This is a genomic window from Rothia sp. CCM 9419 (assembly GCF_048512815.1).
GTDB lineage: Bacteria > Actinomycetota > Actinomycetes > Actinomycetales > Micrococcaceae > Rothia.
In genome coordinates, this window is the sequence record NZ_JBLXXY010000003.1 from 282,695 (window position 1) to 303,969 (window position 21,275).

16 protein-coding genes, 3 tRNA genes and 1 other RNA gene are annotated in these 21,275 nt (G+C 47.2%); 8 read left to right on the top strand and 12 right to left on the bottom strand.

What is annotated here, in order from left to right; genetic code table 11:
- Positions 1-48 precede the first annotated feature (48 nt).
- The 3 genes from ACN08W_RS04545 to aceE all read right to left on the bottom strand — a co-directional run bounded on the left by ACN08W_RS04545 (position 49) and on the right by aceE (position 5,084).
- Entirely contained in the window at positions 49-1,074 is a 1,026-nt protein-coding gene (locus tag ACN08W_RS04545; RefSeq protein WP_419108913.1) for a beta-ketoacyl-ACP synthase III, read from the bottom strand.
- A gap of 24 nt (positions 1,075-1,098) precedes the next feature.
- Positions 1,099-2,016 (bottom strand): ACP S-malonyltransferase, encoded by a 918-nt coding sequence (locus tag ACN08W_RS04550; protein WP_419108914.1) that lies wholly within the window; start codon positions 2,014-2,016, stop codon positions 1,099-1,101.
- Between the two features lie 335 nt (positions 2,017-2,351).
- Positions 2,352-5,084, bottom strand: coding sequence for a pyruvate dehydrogenase (acetyl-transferring), homodimeric type (gene aceE, locus ACN08W_RS04555; protein ID WP_419103672.1), 2,733 nt, complete (start codon positions 5,082-5,084; stop codon positions 2,352-2,354).
- Positions 5,085-5,449: 365 nt separating this feature from the next.
- On the opposite strand from aceE, the gene ACN08W_RS04560 reads away from it, so the two are divergent.
- The 3 genes from ACN08W_RS04560 to gndA all read left to right on the top strand — a co-directional run bounded on the left by ACN08W_RS04560 (position 5,450) and on the right by gndA (position 7,985).
- Positions 5,450-5,872, top strand: coding sequence for a DUF3052 domain-containing protein (locus ACN08W_RS04560; RefSeq protein ID WP_419103671.1), 423 nt, complete (start codon positions 5,450-5,452; stop codon positions 5,870-5,872).
- 206 nt (positions 5,873-6,078) lie between these two features.
- Positions 6,079-6,151 (top strand) — tRNA-Val (locus ACN08W_RS04565).
- A 352-nt stretch (positions 6,152-6,503) separates the two neighbouring features.
- Positions 6,504-7,985, top strand: coding sequence for an NADP-dependent phosphogluconate dehydrogenase (gene gndA / locus ACN08W_RS04570; protein ID WP_419103670.1), 1,482 nt, complete (start codon positions 6,504-6,506; stop codon positions 7,983-7,985).
- 116 nt (positions 7,986-8,101) lie between these two features.
- On the opposite strand, the gene epsC is transcribed toward gndA, so the two are convergent.
- From epsC to msrA, 3 genes are all read right to left on the bottom strand, one after another.
- Positions 8,102-8,686, bottom strand: coding sequence for a serine O-acetyltransferase EpsC (gene epsC / locus ACN08W_RS04575; protein ID WP_419103669.1), 585 nt, complete (start codon positions 8,684-8,686; stop codon positions 8,102-8,104).
- A 171-nt stretch (positions 8,687-8,857) separates the two neighbouring features.
- Complete coding sequence (gene cysK, locus ACN08W_RS04580) at positions 8,858-9,793, bottom strand: cysteine synthase A (RefSeq protein WP_419103668.1); 936 nt, start codon at positions 9,791-9,793, stop codon at positions 8,858-8,860.
- A gap of 100 nt (positions 9,794-9,893) precedes the next feature.
- Complete coding sequence (gene msrA / locus ACN08W_RS04585) at positions 9,894-10,421, bottom strand: peptide-methionine (S)-S-oxide reductase MsrA (protein WP_419103667.1); 528 nt, start codon at positions 10,419-10,421, stop codon at positions 9,894-9,896.
- A gap of 119 nt (positions 10,422-10,540) precedes the next feature.
- On the opposite strand from msrA, the gene ACN08W_RS04590 reads away from it, so the two are divergent.
- Positions 10,541-11,437, top strand: coding sequence for a Nif3-like dinuclear metal center hexameric protein (locus tag ACN08W_RS04590; RefSeq protein ID WP_419103666.1), 897 nt, complete (start codon positions 10,541-10,543; stop codon positions 11,435-11,437).
- Positions 11,438-11,535: 98 nt separating this feature from the next.
- Here ACN08W_RS04590 and ACN08W_RS04595 read toward each other — a convergent pair whose 3' ends face one another.
- Both ACN08W_RS04595 and ACN08W_RS04600 read right to left on the bottom strand, forming a co-directional pair.
- Entirely contained in the window at positions 11,536-14,253 is a 2,718-nt protein-coding gene (locus ACN08W_RS04595; protein WP_419108915.1) for an HtaA domain-containing protein, read from the bottom strand.
- A gap of 140 nt (positions 14,254-14,393) precedes the next feature.
- Positions 14,394-15,158, bottom strand: a complete 765-nt coding sequence (locus ACN08W_RS04600) for a YaaA family protein (protein ID WP_419108916.1) — start codon at positions 15,156-15,158, stop codon at positions 14,394-14,396.
- 30 nt (positions 15,159-15,188) lie between these two features.
- Here ACN08W_RS04600 and rnpB point away from each other — a divergent pair.
- Positions 15,189-15,547: RNase P RNA component class A (rnpB, locus tag ACN08W_RS04605), an RNA gene on the top strand.
- Positions 15,548-15,590: 43 nt separating this feature from the next.
- On the opposite strand, the gene def is transcribed toward rnpB, so the two are convergent.
- From def to orn, 3 genes are all read right to left on the bottom strand, one after another.
- Positions 15,591-16,163, bottom strand: coding sequence for a peptide deformylase (gene def / locus ACN08W_RS04610; protein ID WP_419103663.1), 573 nt, complete (start codon positions 16,161-16,163; stop codon positions 15,591-15,593).
- Between the two features lie 91 nt (positions 16,164-16,254).
- Positions 16,255-16,327, bottom strand: a tRNA-His gene (locus ACN08W_RS04615).
- Between the two features lie 112 nt (positions 16,328-16,439).
- Positions 16,440-17,051: an oligoribonuclease gene (gene orn / locus ACN08W_RS04620; protein ID WP_419103662.1), complete on the bottom strand. Its 612-nt coding sequence runs from the start codon at positions 17,049-17,051 to the stop codon at positions 16,440-16,442.
- Between the two features lie 151 nt (positions 17,052-17,202).
- On the opposite strand from orn, the gene mptB reads away from it, so the two are divergent.
- Complete coding sequence (gene mptB / locus ACN08W_RS04625; protein ID WP_419108917.1) at positions 17,203-18,768, top strand: polyprenol phosphomannose-dependent alpha 1,6 mannosyltransferase MptB; 1,566 nt, start codon at positions 17,203-17,205, stop codon at positions 18,766-18,768.
- Between the two features lie 59 nt (positions 18,769-18,827).
- Here the strand turns inward: mptB and ACN08W_RS04630 are convergent.
- Positions 18,828-18,900 (bottom strand) — tRNA-Arg (locus tag ACN08W_RS04630).
- 148 nt (positions 18,901-19,048) lie between these two features.
- Here ACN08W_RS04630 and ACN08W_RS04635 point away from each other — a divergent pair.
- Positions 19,049-19,357 (top strand): antibiotic biosynthesis monooxygenase family protein, encoded by a 309-nt coding sequence (locus ACN08W_RS04635; protein ID WP_419108918.1) that lies wholly within the window; start codon positions 19,049-19,051, stop codon positions 19,355-19,357.
- A gap of 175 nt (positions 19,358-19,532) precedes the next feature.
- Positions 19,533-21,212 carry an energy-dependent translational throttle protein EttA gene (gene ettA / locus ACN08W_RS04640; protein WP_419103659.1) on the top strand — a complete coding sequence of 560 codons (1,680 nt, stop codon included), beginning with the start codon at positions 19,533-19,535 and terminating at the stop codon, positions 21,210-21,212.
- Positions 21,213-21,275 lie beyond the last annotated feature (63 nt).

Sequence of the window (21,275 nt, forward strand, 5' to 3'; positions counted from 1 at the left end):
TAGGGAATAACATCGTCTGCACCGTAGCGCATACGAAAACTATGGGGGCTAGGGGAGGATAACAACCTGAGCTGCAAAGGCTAAACCTGCACCAAACCCGATCTGTAACGCAAACTTTCCAGAGAGCTCTGGTTGTTCGGAGAGAAGCCGATGAGCTGCTAACGGAACTGAAGCCGCAGAAGTATTTCCTGCTTCGACAATGTCTTTAGCAACGATGACGTGTTCGGGAAGTTTAAGAGTCTTTGCGAGCTGGTCGAGAATGCGTTCATTTGCTTGGTGAGCGATAAGAGCGCCTAAATCTTCTGGGGTAATCCCTGCAGCTTTGACTGCTTCTTGCGCAACTTTTGCCATTTCCCAGACTGCCCATCTGAAGACTGATGGACCGTCCTGCCGGAGGGTTGGCCAAATTTTTTCGCCCTCTTGTATAGGGTTTTTCACAAAATCTCGGTTACGCAATTCGAGTAGGGAATGTGTCATTCCGACGGTTCCCCATCGGGAACCATCTGAACCCCAAATAGTGGGCGCAATCCCTGCAATGTCGCTACGGCCGATAACGGCTGCTCCTGCACCATCTCCTAAGAGAAAGGAAATAGATCTGTCCGTGTTATCGATAAAGTCAGTCAATTTTTCGACACCAACGACGAGGACGTTTCGTGCCATTCCCGAACGGACGAGAGCATCTGCCTGCGCAACACCATAACAAAACCCTGCACAAGCAGCTGAAATATCATAGGCAGGTGCTTTTGAACCTACGCTATCGGCTACAAGAGTTGCTAATGAGGGAGTTGCATAAGGATGCGAAATAGTTGAAACAATAACAGTATCAATGTCTTCTCCCGCGACCTGTGCATTTTTAAGAGCGTCAGCTGCTGCACCACAAGCCATGTCTTGTACTGAGATTGCTTCGCTGGCTCGTTGACGTGTGCAGATGCCGGTGCGCTGTTTAATCCATTCATCTGAAGAGTCGATGGCTTCAACAAGTTCACTATTGGGTACCGATAGGTCAGGGCGAAAAGCTCCGTAACCAAGAATGCGCGAAAATTGTTGTGGTTGGTACTGGTTAAGAGTTGTCATAAAAGTTTTTGCACCTATGCTGCTTTAGGACTGTGAAGCCTCTACGAATAGTTTTAATTCTTCTGGGGTGTTCAACGTTACGCGAGAAACCTGAGGAATAGTTCTACGTACTAGACCAAGAAGTGTTCCTGCCGGAGACAGCTCAACAGCTGTTTGAACACCACACTTTTTAAGGGTTTCCATGCACAAATCCCACCGAACAGGAGCTGTTACTTGTCTGATAAGACGCTCGATACATTCTGTTCCGGTGTCTAAGGTTGACCCATCGTAATTTGAGATAAGGATTCCTTGTGGGGCTGACGGGCTAATAGTCTGTGCGTATTCGTTGAGCGGTGTTTGTGCTGGCTCCATATAGGGGGTGTGGAATGCTCCGGCAACCTTGAGCGTAATAACACGGGTCTTTGCTGGTGGATTCTGCGCTAAATTTTGCAGATGTTCTTCTGCACCAGCGGCAACGATTTGTCCGGCACCGTTCATATTAGCAACATACAATGATGCTTCCTTAATGGCTTCAGTGATGCTTTTCTCGTCTGAGCCGAGAACCGCTGCCATGCCTGTTGTTTCTTCGGCGGCAGCCTGAGCCATACCTTGCGCGCGTACTCGAGTAAAAGCCATTGCTTCTTCTTCTGTCAGAACGCCGCTGAGGGTTGCAGCTGTAATCTCTCCAACGGAGTGACCTGCAAAAACGATATTTTTTTGAAGGTTAGATGTGGCTTCTAGGTAACGTGTGCCAGCAATAATGCCAGCAGCAACAATAAGAGGCTGGGCGATAGCAGTATCTTTAATGGTTTGTTCGTCAGCGACCGTTCCGTAATGGATGAGGTCGAGTTCTGCAGCGTCAGAAAGTTTCTCAAGATGGTTTTGCACCCCAGGAAGTTCTAGCCATGGTTGAAGAAAGCCTGGTTTTTGTGAGCCCTGTCCGGGGCAGAGAACTGCAATCATGGAGTCCCTTTCCTCTAAAAATCTGTGTTGATATAAGAAAATGTTCAACACGCTCTCATCAAAATCCTACCCATGTTATATGAACAAAAGAGTGCCTATTACCTGTATAAAAGCAAGATATTTCGTATTCTGATGGATATTTTTTAAGCTCTTTAGACTCACCGTTCAACTAAAGCCTTTGAAAGGTCATGGTGAAGGAAGCTCATAAAGAACGATGTCAGAGATAAAAAATGATAAAAGGCGGGCTGTTCTCTACCTGAACACGATAGAGAACAGCCCGCCTTGACTAATGAACTAAGGTCTCAAAGAAATGAACCTTTAACACCTGTTCACTGTTACTCAGCGTTTTGTGCCAGCGTTGCTGGGGCATTAACGTCGAGCTGATACTTAGCAAAGGCCTGAGCTGGAGCTTCTGCAGGAACTTCTCCACGCTTTGCAAGCATTTGTAGTGTGCGTACAACAATGGACTCTGCGTCAACGTTGAAGAAACGACGTGCGCCAGCACGGGTATCAGAGAAACCGAAGCCGTCTGTTCCTAGAGTTGCGAAGTCGTTAGGAACATACTGGCGAATGCCATCCATCAAATCAGAGTTGTAGTCAGACACTGCAACAATAGGGCCAGTCGCACCATCAAGCTGCTGTGCAACGAATGGTACGCGAGGTTCTTTTCCGCTGAGGAAAGCTTCACGCTCTGCTTCGATACCATCACGGCGGAGGTTAGTCCAAGAAGTGACAGACCAAACGTCTGCAGAAACTCCCCAGTCTTCAGCCAAAAGCTCAGATGCTTTCATCGCCCAAGGAACGCCAACACCAGAAGCTAGTAGTTGCGCTCGAGGTCCTTCAAGCTGGCTTTCTTTGACTCGGTAGATACCACCGATGATGCCTTCAACGTCAACATTCTCAGGCTCTGCAGGCTGAATAATGGGTTCGTTGTAGACGGTGAGGTAGTACATGACGTCATGGTCTTCATCTTTTTGACCGTACATATGCTCGATACCGCGCTCAACGATGTGTGCAATTTCGTAGCCATATGCTGGGTCATAATGAATCACAGATGGGTTCTGTGACGCCAAGATAGGTGACTGTCCGTCCATGTGCTGTAGGCCCTCACCGGTAAGGGTCGTACGACCTGCCGTACCGCCGACGATAAAGCCACGAACAAGCTGGTCAGCTGCTGCCCAGAATGCGTCACCAGTGCGCTGGAAACCGAACATCGAGTAGTAGATGTAAATCGGAACCATAGGAACACCATGGGTGTCATATGAGGAGCCCGCCGCTGTCAATGCAGCAACGCCGCCGGCTTCGTTAATGCCAACGTGCTGAATCTGACCGGCAGGAGATTCCTTGTATGCAAGCATGAGCTCACGGTCTACTGCAAGATAGTTCTGACCCAAGGGGTTGTAAATCTTTGCAGAGGGGAAGAAAGAATCCATACCAAAGGTACGTGCCTCATCAGGAACAATCGGCACGATGCGCTTACCAAAGTCTTTTTCGCGCATGAGGTCTTTCATCAAGCGAACAAAAGCCATGGTGGAAGCAGCCATCTGTTTACCGGAGCCCTTCTTGGCGCCCTTGTATGCCTTTTCACCAGGGAGTTCAATCTCTGGCTGAATCTGGCGACGTGCTGGCAAGAAACCGCCTAGCTCTTGGCGACGCTTGAGCATGTACTGAATTTCGGGGGCGTCCATACCAGGGTGGTAGTAAGGAGGGTTGTAAAGATCTTTTTCAAGTTCTTCATCAGAGATGGGGATGCGAAGGTGGTCACGGAAAGCTTTGAGATCTTCCATCGTGAGCTTCTTCATCTGGTGGGTTGCGTTACGGCCTTCAAAGTGAGTACCGAGACCGTATCCCTTAATGCCCTGAGCCAAAATAACGGTGGGCTTACCCTTGGTCTCCAAAGCGGCCTTGTATGCGGAGTAGACCTTCTGATAATCGTGTGCACCTCGCTTGAGTGCCCAGATTTCATCGTCGGTCATATCAGCAACGAGTTCTTTGGTTTCGGGTGTCTTGCCGAAGAAGTGCTCACGAACGAAGCCACCGTCTTCTGCCTTATAGGTCTGGTAGTCACCGTCGAGGGTTTCGTTCATAATGCGAACGAGTTCACCACTCTTATCTTTTTGGAGGAGTGAATCCCACTCACGACCCCAAATAACTTTGATGACATGCCAGCCTGCGCCACGGAAGAAGGACTCAAGCTCTTGGATAATCTTTCCGTTACCGCGCACAGGGCCGTCAAGACGCTGGAGGTTACAGTTGACAACGAAGGTGAGGTTGTCCAACTTGTTGTTTGCCGCAACCTGTAGTGCGCCACGTGATTCGACTTCGTCGAGTTCGCCGTCACCGAGGAATGCCCAGACATGCTGTTCTGAGGTGTCTTTGATGCCGCGGTCGTGGAGGTAGTGGTTAAACTGTGCCTGCCAGATAGCGTTGATAGGACCTAGACCGAGTGAAACGGTTGGGAACTGCCAGAATTCTGGCATGCAACGGGGGTGTGGGTATGAAGGGATACCTTTATCGCCCTTGGTTTTTTCTTGGCGGAATCCGTCGAGGTGCTCTTCGGTGATGCGTCCTTCGAGGAATGCTCGCGCGTAGTTACCAGGGGATGAGTGTCCCTGCCAGAAGATTTGGTCGCCTCCGCCGGGGTGTTCTGGTCCGCGGAAGAAGTTGTTAAGACCAACTTCGTATAGGGTTGCGATGCCAGCATAGGATGAAATGTGTCCGCCAACGCCGATAGTTGATTTTTGCGCGCGCTGAACCATGATTGCTGCGTTCCAGCGTAGGTATGCGCGGTATCGGCGTTCCATCTGTTCGTCGCCAGGGTATTCAGGCTCTTGGTCAACGGGGATGGTGTTGATGTAGTCAGTAGTAGTGACCATTGGCACCTCGACACTGCGGCTGCCTGCTCGCTGCAATAGAGAGCGAACGATGAACTGTGCACGTTCAGTGCCTTGGGTTTCTACCAGTTCGTCGAAAGATTCTAGCCACTCGGCTGTCTCTTCGGCGTCGGTGTCTTTGAAGCTATTGGTGAGTGCGCTTAAGACATGGTCGTTTGTATTGGAGGGTCCCACTAGTCAACCTCTCTTTGTTGATGTTTATAGGGTGTGGCGTGTGAACTGTTAGCACAGTTCCTGCCTTCCTCGGCACAGACTCTCGAGTTCTCGAAGGTCTGATACTTTCTTCTTCTATGTTGTCACACCTGCACCGTTTTTTAGCCATTGTGGGGGGATACTTCCACTAAAACGCTGGGTAGTTTAAGTCACATCGTTGCTTGATTCTAAGAAATGTGGCGAAAATTAGCGTGTTTAGTTGCTTATTTGTTCGTTGCCGTGTTCAGTTGTGTTTAGGAATTGGTGGTATATGTTTCGACTATATTGAGCTGATTCTAATAAGTGCATGACGGATATGTGTCCGGTTTATTTTCAGGAGGATGTCAGTGAACGAGACCAAGACCGCTGCGGAACAAGCAGTTGTCCAACTTGGTTTCAAGGATGGGGATCTCATCCAAGAATTTGGGTATGACGATGACGTGGACTTTGATCTACGAGATGCGTTGATGGATCATATTGGCTCGGATCTTCTTGATGAGGATGATCAAGATGTTGTTGATGGGATTCTCGTTTGGTGGCGCGAAGAACGCTTCGGTGACTTGTCTTTAAGTGACGCCCTCGTTGATACGTTAGTGAACCTAGATGAAGGGGGAGTCGTTTGGCTTCTCACTCTTAAACCTGGCAGAGAGGGGCATCTCAATCCGGCGGAGATTCGGCCTTTGAGCGGAATTGCTGGTTTGCGCCCGACGTCTAGTGTTACGGTTGGGCCTGATTGGATTGCTACGCGCTTGGTTGCGAGGCGGCATTAGATTTTATTGGTGAGCGAGGTAGTTGCGTTGAGGAAGCGCCTGCCTCGCTCTTGTTTAAAGAATCGATTGTTTTGGCTTGTGGAACAGTGTTTTAAGGACACTTGGGTAAATGTGAGCTAGAACATGCTGTTTTGAGTTGCACCCTAAGGATCTTTCTGTGTATAGTTTTATATGTCGCCGCGAGAGATAAGAAATCGTAGTGATAAGGGTCTTTAGCTCAGCTGGTAGAGCGCCACGTTTACACCGTGGATGTCATCGGTTCGATCCCGGTAGGACCCACAAAATCAAGACCCTGCTTATAGCAGGGTCTTTTTTGTATCTTAAGGAACATGCTGTGAACTCCTATAAACCACGTCATCTCAGTGCCGTTATCATGAGCCTCGTGTGGCTTCTTATCTCCCTATACTTTCTTACTCAAGATACCTACACGGCCATGTGGTCAACGTTTGCAGTATTCTCCGCCCTCTGGTGCGTCTTATCTTTCTGGGTGCTACTGACCGACCGGATAGAGTGATAACACTCTCAAAAATTTGTGCATGTAGAGTGCTGACATAGGGGTAACAGTGTTCGCTTGCAAAAAAGTGAAGTCAATAAGTACCCATCTGCACCGTCGAGAGCTTAGAGTTAAGCTATGACTGAAAAAAATGCTGCACAGAAGGCACAAATCGGCGTCACAGGTCTTGCTGTGATGGGCGCAAATCTTGCTCGAAACCTTGCTCGCCACGGATATACTGTGGCTTTGCACAACCGCTCTGTTGAAAAAACTGACGCACTTCTTCAAGAACATGGTGACGAGGGTTCATTCATCAGAACAGAAACCTTGCAAGAACTCGTTGACTCCTTGGAATCTCCGCGTCGCATCCTCATCATGGTTAAAGCAGGTGCTCCTGTTGATGCGGTTATCGCCCAACTTGTTCCACTCCTAGATCAAGACGACATTATTATTGATGGCGGTAACTCCCATTTCCCCGATACTATGCGTCGTGAACGAGAACTTGCTGAAAAAGGTCTACACTTTGTTGGTGTTGGTGTCTCTGGCGGTGAAGAAGGGGCACTTCTCGGGCCTTCTATCATGCCTGGTGGTTCTGCTAAATCCTATGAATCTGTCGGCCCGCTACTTGAAAGTATCGCAGCAAAAGCTCCTGACGGGACCCCTTGCTGTTCTTGGATTTCTACCGATGGTGCCGGCCACTTTGTGAAAATGGTTCATAACGGTATCGAATATGCCGATATGCAGGTTATCGGAGAGGCCTATGACCTCCTCCGCTCAGTAGCGGGAGTAGAACCTGCAGAACAAGCAGAAATTTTCAAATCATGGAATAACACTGAATTAAACTCCTACCTCATTGAAATTACTTCTGAAGTTCTAGCTCAGGTTGATGCTAAGACAGGTAAACCTCTAGTTGACGTTATTGTTGATGAAGCTGGTCAGAAAGGAACAGGACGTTGGACTGTTCAAGCCGCTCTAGACCTCGGCTCACCTGTTACTGGCATCGCAGAATCTGTTTTTGCACGTGCACTTTCTTCTTCTAACACTCAAGCACGTCAAGAAGCACAGAGAGAACTTCCTGCAGGGCTTATCAGCACAACAGGAATCGCTGCTGGAGACCCTGAATTTATCGAAGACGTTCGTAAAGCGCTCTTTGCATCAAAACTGGTATCTTACGCTCAAGGTCTAGACCAAATTGTTGCCGCCGGAAAAGAATACGGCTGGGATCTTCAACTCGATAAAATCGCTAGCTTATGGCGTGCTGGTTGCATTATTCGTGCAGAGCTACTTGGTGAGATTATGCAAGCATACTCTCAAGAACAACAGCCCGTTAACATGCTCTTGGCACCAGGGTTCAAATCTCTCATGGAGTCCTTGCTCCCATCGTGGCGTCGGGTCGTCTCTAAGGCAACGGCGTTAGGCATCCCCGTCCCAGTCTTTGCCTCATCACTTTCATACTATGATGGACTACGACGAGACCGCCTACCTGCAGCTCTCATTCAAGGGCAGCGAGACTTCTTTGGGGCACATACTTACGCCCGAGTAGACAGTGAAGGCATGTGGCACACTCTATGGAGCGGCGACCGTTCTGAGATTAACGCAGCTGACTCCCATACCCATTAGGTATTATCAAACCTTCACAAAGTTCAGGCATATAACCTGAAAAACGTCTGAGGTTCCGCACCATCAAATGGTGCGGAACCTCAGACATTTAAACTTAACTTTTCTATAACAGGTATCTAGATCCACATAGCAGGATCAATGTACTCTACAGGGTCAACTAAAGGTTTCTTCTTCTCTGGAGTACGAGGCTTAGAACGTGCGGGAATACCCGTAATGATGGAATCTGCTGGGTGGTCGTGAACAACTACCGCATTACCACCAATAGCAGAATCATCACCAATATAAATAGGGCCAAGAACTTTTGCTCCAGCTCCAATAGTGACTCTGTGACCAATCGTTGGGTGACGCTTAGTCTTCTCTAACGAACGTCCCCCTAAAGTTACTTGGTGATAAAGCATCACGTCGTCACCAATTTCAGTTGTTTCTCCAATAACAATGCCCATGCCGTGATCAATGAAGAAACGACGCCCAATAGTAGCACCAGGGTGTATCTCAACACCGGTAAGAAACCGTGCAAACTGGGAGAGTGTACGAGCTACTAACTTAGTATGTTCTTTTTGCCAGAGACGATGAGCAATACGATAAAACCACACTGCGTGCATCCCTGAATAGTTAAGGATAATGTCTAAGGTATTGCGTGCTGCAGGGTCATGTGTGCGCACTGTTTGTATATCTTCTTGTAGCCGTTTGATAAAGCTCAATGAACGTCTTTCTGGAAATGATGAAATATGTACGTTCAGTACAACTGTTGTACTATAACAGGTTATTCCCCAAGACTAATATTTTTAGGATATTCCACAAAAATAGCCTACCTGAGGGAACCGCCAAACATATGATTCCCTGCAGATAGGCTATTTTAGAGGAGCTTTATATTAGCTACGGATGTCCTCATATAAGATGGTGGAGATATAGCGTTCACCAAAGTCTGGAACTACAGCAACAATAAGCTTATCTTGGTTTTCAGATTTTTTCGCCTCTTCTAACGCCGCCCAGACAGCTGCACCAGCAGAGATACCACCAAGAATGCCTTCTTGTGTTCCAAGCGCTCGTGATGTAGAAACTGCATTGTGAGTGCTTACCGGAACAACTCGGTCATAAATATCGCGGTTTAGAGTATCAGGAACAAAGTTCGCTCCAAGACCTTGAATCTTATGAGGTCCAGCAGTACCACCGGATAAGAGTGCAGAATCTTCTGGTTCAACAGCTACAACCTGAATATTGGGGTTCTTCTCTTTCAGAAACTTTCCTGTACCAGAGACAGTTCCTCCTGTTCCAACTCCAGCAACAAAGATATCGACTTTTCCTGCGGTGTCTTCCCAAATTTCAGGGCCGGTTGTATTGTAATGAATTTCAGGATTAGCGCTATTTGAGAACTGCGAAGCAAGAATTGCGTTCTCTGTTTGTTCAACAATTTCTTGAGCTTTTTCCACCGCTCCACGCATACCGTCAGCACCAGGTGTCAAAATAATTTCTGCACCATAGGCACGAAGCATAACGCGGCGTTCATTAGACATGGTCTCTGGCATGGTGAGGATAACCTTGTACCCGCGAGCTGCACCAACCATTGCCAGAGCAATACCTGTATTACCAGAAGTACCTTCAACAATGGTACCGCCAGGTTGCAGTTGCCCAGATTTTTCTGCAGCATCAATAATTGCTTTGCCGATACGGTCTTTTACAGAATTTGCAGGGTTATAGAATTCGAGTTTGACAGCAACATTGCCTGGTAAATCTGCATCAAGACGGTTAAGTTTGATGAGGGGAGTGCCACCAATAATTTCTGTAACGTTCTGGTATATCTTCGACATAGGTCCTCTTCTGGTTTTCTTGAGAAGTTCTATCACGTATGTATCACTTTACGGGGTGACTCATAGATTTATATCAACTATGAAACATATCGTAACGTTATTATTGGTCTTTGAGATATAAGGAAAATGCTTGTCGAGCTTTAGATACTTTTGGATTAATAACGGCTGAGCAATACCCTTGTTCTGGGTTCTTCGCATAATAATTTTGATGGTAGTCTTCTGCCTCCCAAAAGACTCCTAAGGGTTCAACAACTGTGACGATAGGTAAATCCCAGAAGCCTTGTGCCCGTTGGATAGCCTGACTTATTAGCTGATATTCTTCATCTGTCGAATAAAATAGCGCAGAACGGTATTGTGAACCAACATCTGCTCCTTGCTGATCCCAACTGGTTGGGTTATGAGAAGCCATGAAAATATCAAGGATAATATCTGCTGGAATTATCTGAGGGTCAAAATGTACTTTGACTACTTCAATATGCCCAGTATTCCCGTCACATACTTGAGGATATGTGGGAGAAGGCAATTCTCCGCCTGTGTATCCAACAACGCAATCGGTAATTCCTCGGAAATTTCTTAAAACTGCTTCTAAACACCAGAAACAACCGCCACCAAGAACGAGAGTTTGCAAAGTTACCACCTTAAATCGAATGCTTACACTCTAGTGTAGCGCCGGAGACAGAAATATGATTCTGAGGTTTCTTAGGGACGTTATTTCGGCATCAGAGGAACTCATGAGACGATGAAGATATGACAGAGCAAAAAATACCTTCGCTAGAACATGTGGTTCGTACTTTTCATGAGATTTTTCCTCCTCAACTATCTGAAAGTTGGGATGCTAGCGGCCTCATTACGGGAAGGTTGAAACAACCGGTTCGTTCTATTGGGCTTGCTGTAGATGCTACTGTTGCTGTGGCTCAAGAAGCTGTACAGCGTAAAGCAGATGTGTTGATCACTCATCATCCTTTGCTGTTACGACCTGTGCATTTTATAGCGGATGATACGTATAAAGGAGAAGTCTTACAGACTCTTATCGAGGGTCAATGTGCTTTATTGGGAGCACATACAAATGTTGATTCTTCTCCGCTGGGAACGAATGACGTTTTTATGAAATTGCTAGGAATCAACGAGGCAAAAGTACTGAGCGACTCTCAAAATATCAATATTGATGGACACGAACATTCAGTGGGGATTGGCCGTGTGGGAGAGTTATCAGAACCTGTTACTTTAGAGGAACTGTCCTGTCGTATTGCTCATTTTCTTCCTGCAACGGCAGGTGGTTTACGTGTAGCTGGGCCGAAGACGGCACAAGTACAAAAAATTGCGTTGTGTACTGGTGCTGGGGATTCTCTGTTAGGTGAGGTTCTCAAACATGAGGCTGATGTGTACATTACTGCTGATTTGAGGCATCATCCAGCATCAGAATTCCGTGAGGGTGCATCTTTATCAGGGGGCACACCGTACCTTATTGATTGTTCTCACTACGCTAGTGAGAGTCTTTGGTTGAAAGGCGCTGGAGAACTCCTTCAGCAGAGATTAGCTAATCAGGGGTATAGTATCTCTTTCTATGTTTCTGAGCTAAATACTGATCCGTGGGATTTTGTGGTTTCAACCGGTGACGTTGCTGGTTCTGCAAGTACATTTTAGAAGAACTGTATAACGGATACTTAAGAGCCCTTGTTGTGATGAACATTTATGTTCATCACAACAAGGGCTCTTTACTTTTATGCCTTAACGCTTAGATTTTATGAGCGAGTTTGACGACGTGAGCGAGCAATGAGCACTCCGCCTGCTGCAGTCATAAAGAGGGCTGATAGAGCAAGACCTGTTACATGTGAACCAGTGTAAGCAAGTTTCTTGTGAGACTGCTGGACTGTTTCATGAGTTTGTACAGGTTGAGCTGGCTCTGCAGGCTCTGCAGGTTCTGAAGGCTCAGCTGGTTCAGAAGGCTCAGCTGGTTCAGATGGCTCTGCAGGTTCAGAAGGCTCAGCTGGTTCAGAAGGCTCTGCAGGTTCAGAAGGCTCAGCTGGTTCAGAAGGCTCTGCAGGTTCAGAAGGCTCAGCTGGTTCAGATGGCTCAGCTGGTTCTGAAGGCTCAGCTGGTTCAGATGGCTCAGCAGGTTCTGAAGGCTCAGCAGGTTCTGAAGGCTCAGCAGGTTCTGAAGGCTCAGCTGGTTCAGAAGGCTCAGCTGGTTCAGATGGCTCTGCAGGTTCAGATGGCTCAGCTGGTTCAGATGGCTCAGCAGGTTCAGAAGGCTCTGCAGGTTCTGAAGGCTCTGCAGGTTCAGAAGGCTCAGCTGGTTCAGATGGCTCAGCTGGTTCTGAAGGCTCAGCTGGTTCAGATGGCTCAGCAGGTTCAGAAGGCTCTGCAGGTTCAGATGGCTCTGCAGGTTCAGAAGGCTCTGCAGGTTCAGAAGGCTCTGCAGGTTCAGAAGGCTCTGCAGGTTCAGAAGGCTCAGCTGGTTCAGAAGGCTCTGCAGGTTCAGAAGGCTCTGCAGGTTCAGAAGGCTCTGCTGGTTCAGAAGGCTCTGCAGGTTCAGAAGGCTCTGCTGGTTCAGAAGGCTCAGCAGGTTCAGAAGGCTCAGCAGGTTCAGAAGGCTCAGCAGGTTCAGAAGGCTCAGCAGGTTCAGAAGGCTCAGCAGGTTCAGAAGGCTCAGCAGGAGTTACTGCTTCCTGGTTCTTAACAAGACGAGTCAAGAATTGCTCATCATCATAGTTGCTATTGCGAACAACTGTTGGCATGATGATGTCGCCATTTTCCATGACTACAGTCAATGGATTATCTTGGGCTGTTCGCTCCATATGAGGAACGCTTAGCTCTTCAACTGGCTCAAAGTTATCGTCAAACCAAATAACTTTGCTATGAGTACCATCAAGAACGACAACGCGTTCACCATCGGAGAAGACTGCAGCGATAGAAGAAATCTCTGCAGGAGGTGCTTCTAGAGGCTTAATGACAGAGAACTGACCGTTTTCGTAACCAAGTACCTGCCAGCGAGAAGAACTTCCCCAGAAACCATTCCAACGGAAAATAGTTTTTCCATCATCAGAGGTGCGGATATTACGCATGCTTGTTCCCAAACCTTCTGCAGGTTGAGCTTCAGCTACTTCTCGAACAGGAACTGTCTCGTTAGAGAACTGCAAGACATGCCCGCGAAGAATGTATTCGTTACCTGTCTCTTCATAGATATTTGTTGAGGGTGAAAAGACAAAAGAACCGTCGGCTAGAGGCTCGAGGATACGTGAATTATTGGTCCACTTATCACCGTAATAGTCTTTGACAGAGTATGCCTTCACGCCTTTAAGCGCAGGAGAAACCTCGTAAGGGTCAGGTAGCTTATGTGAGGAAACAGCGCCAGAAGCATCTACAAACTGGACAGTTCCACTACCTGCATCATCAACAGTAAGTAGCGCAAGAGAATCATTGAATGGGTTATACCCTAGGGCAGCAACACGTTCATCTTCGGGAGCGACTAAACCATCGACAACACCTTCATTGACGAGGGTGCCGGCATCGTCAACAACGTACTTATCTACCGCATGAGTTTCAGCGTTAACAACGTAGAAAATGCCACGTTCAGCGTCTGTTGCAAAAGGAAGAGACTTTGTTGTTGGAACTTCTAGTGTAGAGACAGGTTCCATTGTTTCTGGATTAAGCACCGTGAACTTAGGAGTAGAGCTACCCCAATACTCTGCATATCCGTGAACCACGTACTTGCCAATACGTGAGGCGCGGTGAACATCGCTATAGTCTAGTCCGGTGTTCCAGCTCTTGCCAATAGAATAATCTGACGCAGCAACTTCAACACTCTTCCCTTTGTAAGAGAAATTGAGGGGAGCCAAAGCAGTGCCAGCATTGTAGAAGTTTGAGAATGCGTGAGCACCTTCTGCTGTTAGTTCTGTTGCAATGTTATCCCATGTGACAACTCCGTCAACCTCAGACTGAGATGCCCCGTCAAGTTTGAGGTTTGCCATCACAATGCGAGTGGGACCCTCAATCTGCTTTGATTGATAGTTGCGGGTTCGAACGACGAAGCTGAGAGTAGAAGTTCCTTCGGGGTTGAGAACAATCTGGGGTTCAGCTAGGGAAAGGTCTAGTTCGCAGGTATCTACGTCGTTAGCGTCAGAACAGTGTGAAGCAAAACGTACTTGGCTGCTTCCTGTAATAGTTGTTACGCCATCTTTTTCTTCAACAGTGTTGAAAGGGAAATTATAGATACCGTTTTCTTCTGTAACATCGTCGCTGATGCTGTGATGACCACCCACATAAGAAATGAACGAGGGTCGGATACCCCAATGCATTGCACCAGCTTGCTGTGCTTGCGTATCACTAGCAACGATGGCCGTTGCAGGGGCGTTTTCTTGTGCGAAAGCTGTTGCAGCTGCGGGGATAAGAAGAGCACCTGCGAGGCTCAGCGCACAAGCTCGACGCTGAAAGTTTTTGAATGAGAATGAGTGAGGCAAAATGGGCCTACCTTTAGAAATGTGTCGGATAAGGACAGCCTTATCTTACACTTAACTAAAGGGGAGATTCTATAGTTTCGAACTAAAATTGTCTGGTAAAAACAGATATGTTCTTTCGATGTGTTGTACCCCCATGAAAACTAGCGAATCACAAGAGTCAGAATACCTGCAGATTTTGTTGTGGCAGGGCAAAACTCAACTTCCCAGTCCCTAGACAATTCATTCATCAGCTCGTCTGGGACATTGATATCAGTCAAATCTTTTTGAACAAGATAACGCCCCAACTCTCCTCGATAATGTTTCGCCATATGAGACACTACCTTGCGTTCGTCATTCTCGAGGACCTTCTCAACACGGACGCTGAGGGTTCGCTCTAACGGTGCTGGGTAAGCCTTCGCATATGCAGCAGAACGACAATCAATAACTAACTCGCCTGAATAATGGCGGTCTAAAACTGGCGAGAGCTCACCTCTCCAATACTTTGCAAGGTCTCCAACCTCACCAAGTTTCACCCCCATAGATAACCGGTATGCAGGAATAACGTCAGAAAGTCGAACAGCGCCCCAAAGCGCCGAAATAATGACAACAGAATTAATTGCACGCTCTTGCGCCTGCTGATCTAGAGAAGCAAAATCAAAGGCCTCGAATAACACACCACTATAAACATCAGAGGCTTGTGCTGCAGGTTCTTGGAATAATCTGGTATTACGCTCGACCTCTTTGGCTAAAGAAGTTCCCACCTTTAACTGAGTCAAAGCATCTTCAGTAGCGCTGACAATCTGGAGCTGATGCATCAACTCCTCCCGTGACTGAGTAAGCTCAGGAAAACTCAAATCTGCTAAGTCGACAGTTTGATGTGTGCTTTGAGCTGTTTTGCCTTCAGAGGGTGGAAATAAAATAAGCATGCTCTAAGTGTAGTAGAATCGAAACACGAACGGGATGCTCAGGCAATTGCGTGGTGAATCATCACGAGGAAAGTCCGGGCTCCACAGCACAGAATGGTCGATAACGTCGACTCAAGGTAACTTGCAGGAAAGTGCCACAGAAAATAGACCGCCTAGATTCTAGGTCAGGGTGAAAAGGTGGTGTAAGAGACCACCAGTGTTATAGGTGACTATAACAGCTTGGTAAACCCCATTCGGAGCAAGGCTAAATAGAGTACGTAGTAAGTAGTGCGCTGAAGTGCTCGGGTAAGCTGCTTGAGCCTAGGAGCAATTCTAGGTCTAGATGGATAATTGCCACTGAACATGCAATATGTCAAGTACAAAACCCGGCTTATCGAGTGTCCCGTTCACCCCTTTGTGCAAGTTGTTCACTGAGGCAAAGGATTTGCGCTTTTAATGCCCAAAGGGGTCTGGGTCTACTCCTGGTAGCCATGAGTTCCCCTCGACAGTCCATCCCTCACGTTTAATAACTTTTTTAGCTCTGGCTGTCCATTTTTTATTGAGGCGATTAACGTATAGCTTTCCATCTAAATGGTCTGTTTCGTGTTGCATCACTCGAGCAAACCATCCAGTTGCTTCAAACTCAAGAGGCTGACCTTGCGCGTCTAATCCTCGAACACCTACCCAATCTGCTCTTTTAAGTGGGAAACCGTACCCTGGAAAAGATAGACAACCTTCTTCTTCCTCGTCAGGGTCGGGGTCTGCAGAAGAAATTTTTCCAAGAGTGAGTACGGGGTTGATGACAACGCCTAGGGGAGGGACTCCATCATTATTATCAAATTTATAGGTAAAGAGTCTTAATCCTACTCCAACCTGGGGGGCAGCGAGCCCTACACCATGAGATAGCTCCTGCGTCTCATACATGTTCTCAATGAGTTCGGCGAGAGTGTCATCAAAAGCCGTGACAGGTTCTGCTCTCCGGTGCAGGACAGGGTTTCCGTGAATAACGATGGGAAGGACTGTCATAGAAGCTCCTTAAAATGGAATCCTCGAGAAATAATTAGCGATATATACTAAAAGGGTCGTTATGGCTAATGCCATAACGACCCTTCCTTTGGGTGATCGACGGGGATCGAACCCGCGACCTCCTGGACCACAACCAGGCGCTCTGCCAACTGAGCTACGACCACCATATATTACTGATACAAAGTACTCCATAAAGTGCTTTGTTTTAGCAACAGGTAATAGCTTACCGACTAATGCGATAAAACCAAAACTGAAACCATGTGATGCTTGACACTGTTACGGTTTTTCTGAGGAAAACTCTTGGGCAATCTTGGCAACTGCCATCGCATCGGGGCCAGGGGCTGGAACAAAAACCGCCTGACGATAATACTTCAACTCATTAATAGAATCCCTGATATCACCTAAGGCGCGATGATTACCCGTCTTCTGTGGGGCACCATAAGCAGCAGCAGGGAACCACCTACGAGCAAGCTCCTTAATCGTAGACACATCAATCACTCGATAATGAAGATGCTCGATTACCTCCGGCATATCTCGAACCAAAAAAGCCTTATCTGTTCCCACAGAGTTGCCACCTAGCTGCGCTTTTCCCGCAACCGGAACAAATCTTTTAATATATTCAAGCACCTGACTCTGAGCTTCGCTCAAAGAAATTCCAGAATCTAACTCCTCAAGAAGACCAGAATTTTCGTGCATATTCCGCACAAAATCATTCATCTGCTCAAGTGCTTCTGGCTCAGGCTTAATGAGAACGTCTAATCCATCGTCAAGAACATTCAGCTCAGCATCAGTAACAATAACAGCTACCTCAATGAGAGCATCCTGCTGCAACGACAGTCCTGTCATCTCACAATCAATCCATACAATTCGTTCATTAGAAATAGACACAAACTCTAATCTACTCTCAAGGACACAGAAAAAGAAAACCTTAGCTAAAAACTTCTCAAGAATTAGCTGACGCCACTCCTAGCCCATACTGCCCACCGCAAATAACAGGTAAAATTAACGTCAATAATCGGCACCTTGCATCAGGAACCTTATGAATCAAACAGCAGAAAAACCTTCTCTTACTCCTACTCAACATCGGAACAACCTCCAAAAACTCTATGTTTATGGAAACCCATTGCGTACTATCATCATGGGAACCATCGGTTCCATACTCATGACAATAGGCTCGTTTGGTGTTGGGTGGATTAGTGATGCCTCACCTCTGAACCGAGAACCACTGATTATTGCCTTGCGATATAACGTTGCAGGCATCGTTACCTGCATCTTGCTGTTAGCAATTGGTGGAATGATGATGTGCAGAGAATGGCTCAGACTTTCTCAAAAGCTTAGAGGCTGGGGTGGTAACACCAATCGATGGACATGGAGCGCCATTATCTGCTGGACAACACCACAACTATTCGCCTTCCCACTTTTTAGTCGAGACGTTTTTTCGTACTTTGCACAAGGGCGAGTCATGCTTGCTGGACTGAACCCCTATGAGAACGGTGTCTCAACTATCAATAACTTCTTCCAATATGGGGCAGACCCTCTCTGGGCGCAATCACCACCACCTTATGGAACGCTCTTCTTATGGATTGAAGAACTTGTTGTCAGAATTGCTGGCTCAAATATTGATTTAGGTATCATTCTTTTCAGACTCATCGCGGTTTTTGGGGTCGGATTAATCGCCTACTATGTGCCTAAAACTGCGTTTTTACAGGGATTCAACTCCACTCGAGCGTTATGGCTCGTGGTTGCAAACCCATTATTTATTGCCCAGTTTGTGACTGCTGCGCATAATGATGCCCTGATGACGGGTATCGCTTTAGCAGGGTTCTACTACGCCACAAAAGATCGCAACTATCGTGGCGGTATTATTGGGGCGACACTAGTGACCTTAGCTATTGCCATTAAACCTATTGCTCTCGTGCTCCTACCATTTATCGGGTTGCTGTGGGCTGGTAAAGATGCTTCGTGGATAAGAATCTTCACCACATGGTTCTACGTTGGTGCTATCTCCCTTGCAGAACTTACCGTCATGGGGCTACTGAGTGGCTTTGGCTTTGGTTGGATTGGCGCACTCTCAACTACTGGAGGTCAATACATTTGGTATTCACCGATGGGATTCCTCATGGTAGTTGTTTCATCTATTGTTGCCTTTTTCTCCTCTTCAGAAGCTGCAGATTTTGTCAAAGATCTTATCGGCAGTATCAGCAAATACATCGGTATGGGAAGCGCCGTTATCGTGATGTTTCGAGGAGCGAGCAATAACGTTGTGCGACGAGCAGGAATATCGTTGGGGCTCGTTGTAGTCTTCTCGCCTATGATTCAATCATGGTACTTGCTGTGGGTCATACCCTTTTTCGCCATTACTGGCATCAAAACTAATTGGCAATTGGACTTCTACTTCATTACCACGCTATTTTTTATGATTTATGCCGTCAGCGACCAATTAGATGTATCACCCTACCTCAAAGATTTTGACACAAATATGGGAAGGCTCCTTGCCGTTATCGTTTCCTTCGGATACGCCTGTTACTTAGTCTTCGTTGATCCTGCAACACGTCGAGTTCTGAGAAAGAGATGTCAACCTGTCTCTTATCAACTGGTGACCTAAAACAGTGTGATAATACAAAGAGGCCTTGCAATACTAAGTATTGCAAGGCCTCTTATATGTGCCCCAGGAGGGAGTCGAACCCCCGACCAAGAGATTAGAAGGCTCCTGCTCTATCCACTGAGCTACTGAGGCGATAAGGTCAAAAACGACCTTTCTGTATGATACATCCAGATTCATAAGGGAGCAAAAAGAAAGTGCCTTTAAGTCAAAAAACCTGTAGGTAATATCTGTCACCAAGCATATACTGGAAGTAGCTCAACAACGAAGAAAGAGAGCTCTTATGACCATCCTAAAAATTAACAAACTCGCTGTTAAAGACGGAAAGTTTGCTGAACTCGAAAAACGGTTTGCGCAACGTAAACACTCAGTAGACCAAGAGCCCGGTTTTGAAGGTTTTGAGTTGTTGCGCCCCACCGGTGAAGGTCAAGAACATTACTTCGTCATTACTCGCTGGGCCGATGAAGAAAGCTTCCAAGCGTGGGCAGCAAAACGTTCTCCACGAGATCCGAATACCACGGTCTCACGAGCTGAAGGAACACTGAGCTTTGAAGTAGTTGACCTGCCCGAAATTGAAGAATCGGGCTACTAAAATAACATCACTAAAACTGCCCCAGATAGAACGCACTCTATCTGGGGCAGTCCCGTATAATAACTCATCACCTGACGCCCAATCATAAGGTTGTGGAATAAAACAATCCAACAACATTCCACACACTGACACTAAAGAACAGCAAGAAAAACCCGAATACGGTAGCCTAGAGACCATGGCAGAATTTATTTATACGATGAGCAAAGCCCGCAAAACAGTGGGCGACAAAGTCATCCTCAATGACGTCTCTATGTCATTTTTCCCCGGCGCTAAAATCGGTATGGTTGGACCTAACGGCGCTGGAAAATCAACCATCCTCAAAATCATGGCAGGGCTGGACACACCATCTAATGGTGAAGCCCGCCTATCTCCCGAATACACTGTAGGAATCCTTCTACAGGAGCCACCTCTGAACGAAGAAAAAACCGTTCTTGGTAACGTTGAAGAGGGCGTCGGCGAGATTAAAGAAAAACTTGACCGATACAACGCCATTTCAGAAGAAATGGCAAACCCCGATGCAGATTTCGATGCGCTCATGGAAGAAATGGGCAAACTGCAAGAAGCAATCGACGCGGCAAATGCGTGGGATCTCGACTCCCAACTTGAACAAGCGATGGACGCTCTCCGATGCCCACCAGCAGACTCACCCGTAACAAAACTCTCCGGTGGTGAACGTCGTCGTGTCGCATTGTGCAAATTGCTACTAGAAAAACCCGATCTTCTCCTCCTCGATGAGCCCACGAACCACCTCGACGCAGAATCTGTGCTTTGGCTCGAACAACACCTACAATCCTACGAAGGTGCCGTTATCGCTGTAACACACGACCGCTACTTCCTCGACCATGTTGCAGAATGGATTGCTGAAGTTGACCGTGGAAACCTCTACCCGTATGAGGGAAACTACTCCACCTACCTCGAGAAGAAACGCGCCCGCCTAGAAGTTCAGGGTAAAAAAGACGCAAAATTAGCGAAGCGCCTCAACGATGAACTCGACTGGGTTCGCTCTAACACCAAAGGACGTCAAGCAAAGTCTAAAGCTCGTCTTGCACGATACGAGGAGATGGCAGCTGAAGCTGAAAAGACCCGTAAACTTGATTTCGAAGAGATTCAGATTCCTCCAGGGCCACGTCTTGGTAACGTCGTCATTGAAGCTGAAAACCTTCAAAAAGGGTTTGATGGACGTTCTTTGATTAATGGACTGTCCTTCAGCTTGCCACGTAACGGCATCGTTGGTGTTATCGGACCTAACGGTGTGGGTAAATCAACACTCTTCAAAACTATCGTTGGACTTGAAGAACTAGACGGTGGAGAACTTAAAATTGGTGAAACCGTCAAAATCTCATACGTTGACCAGAACCGTGCAAATATCGACCCTGAAAAAACACTCTGGGAAGTTGTCTCTGACGGACTCGACTACATTCAAGTAGGTCAAGTAGAGATGCCTTCTCGCGCCTACGTCTCCGCTTTCGGTTTTAAAGGCCCAGACCAACAAAAGAAAGCCGGAGTGCTATCTGGCGGTGAGCGTAACCGACTCAACTTGGCACTAACCCTTAAACAAGGCGGAAACCTTCTGCTCTTGGACGAACCAACAAACGACCTCGACGTAGAAACTCTTGCATCCCTTGAAAATGCGTTGCTTGAATTCCCCGGCTGTGCCGTTGTCGTATCCCACGACCGTTGGTTCCTCGACCGAGTAGCAACCCATATCCTTGCTTGGGAAGGCACCGACGAAAACCCAGATAACTGGTATTGGTACGAAGGTAACTTCGAGTCGTATGAAGCTAATAAAGTTGAACGTCTCGGCCCTGAAGCGGCAAAACCGCACCGCGTCATTCACCGTAAACTGACTCGATAAGTTCATCATCTGCTCTGAGACGAGCGATAGAACCTGAGCGTCAGAAGGAGGGGTGGGGGGGGG

Coding starts and splice junctions, on each gene's coding strand:
- def (WP_419103663.1), bottom strand. CDS start 16,163: ATGACAGTCCTTCCCATCGTTATTCACGGAAACCCTGTCCTGCACCGG.
- ACN08W_RS04635 (WP_419108918.1), top strand. CDS start 19,049: ATGACCATCCTAAAAATTAACAAACTCGCTGTTAAAGACGGAAAGTTT.
- ettA (WP_419103659.1), top strand. CDS start 19,533: ATGGCAGAATTTATTTATACGATGAGCAAAGCCCGCAAAACAGTGGGC.
- ACN08W_RS04590 (WP_419103666.1), top strand. CDS start 10,541: ATGACAGAGCAAAAAATACCTTCGCTAGAACATGTGGTTCGTACTTTT.
- gndA (WP_419103670.1), top strand. CDS start 6,504: ATGACTGAAAAAAATGCTGCACAGAAGGCACAAATCGGCGTCACAGGT.
- ACN08W_RS04600 (WP_419108916.1), bottom strand. CDS start 15,158: ATGCTTATTTTATTTCCACCCTCTGAAGGCAAAACAGCTCAAAGCACA.
- ACN08W_RS04545 (WP_419108913.1), bottom strand. CDS start 1,074: ATGACAACTCTTAACCAGTACCAACCACAACAATTTTCGCGCATTCTT.
- cysK (WP_419103668.1), bottom strand. CDS start 9,793: ATGTCGAAGATATACCAGAACGTTACAGAAATTATTGGTGGCACTCCC.
- mptB (WP_419108917.1), top strand. CDS start 17,203: ATGAATCAAACAGCAGAAAAACCTTCTCTTACTCCTACTCAACATCGG.
- ACN08W_RS04550 (WP_419108914.1), bottom strand. CDS start 2,016: ATGATTGCAGTTCTCTGCCCCGGACAGGGCTCACAAAAACCAGGCTTT.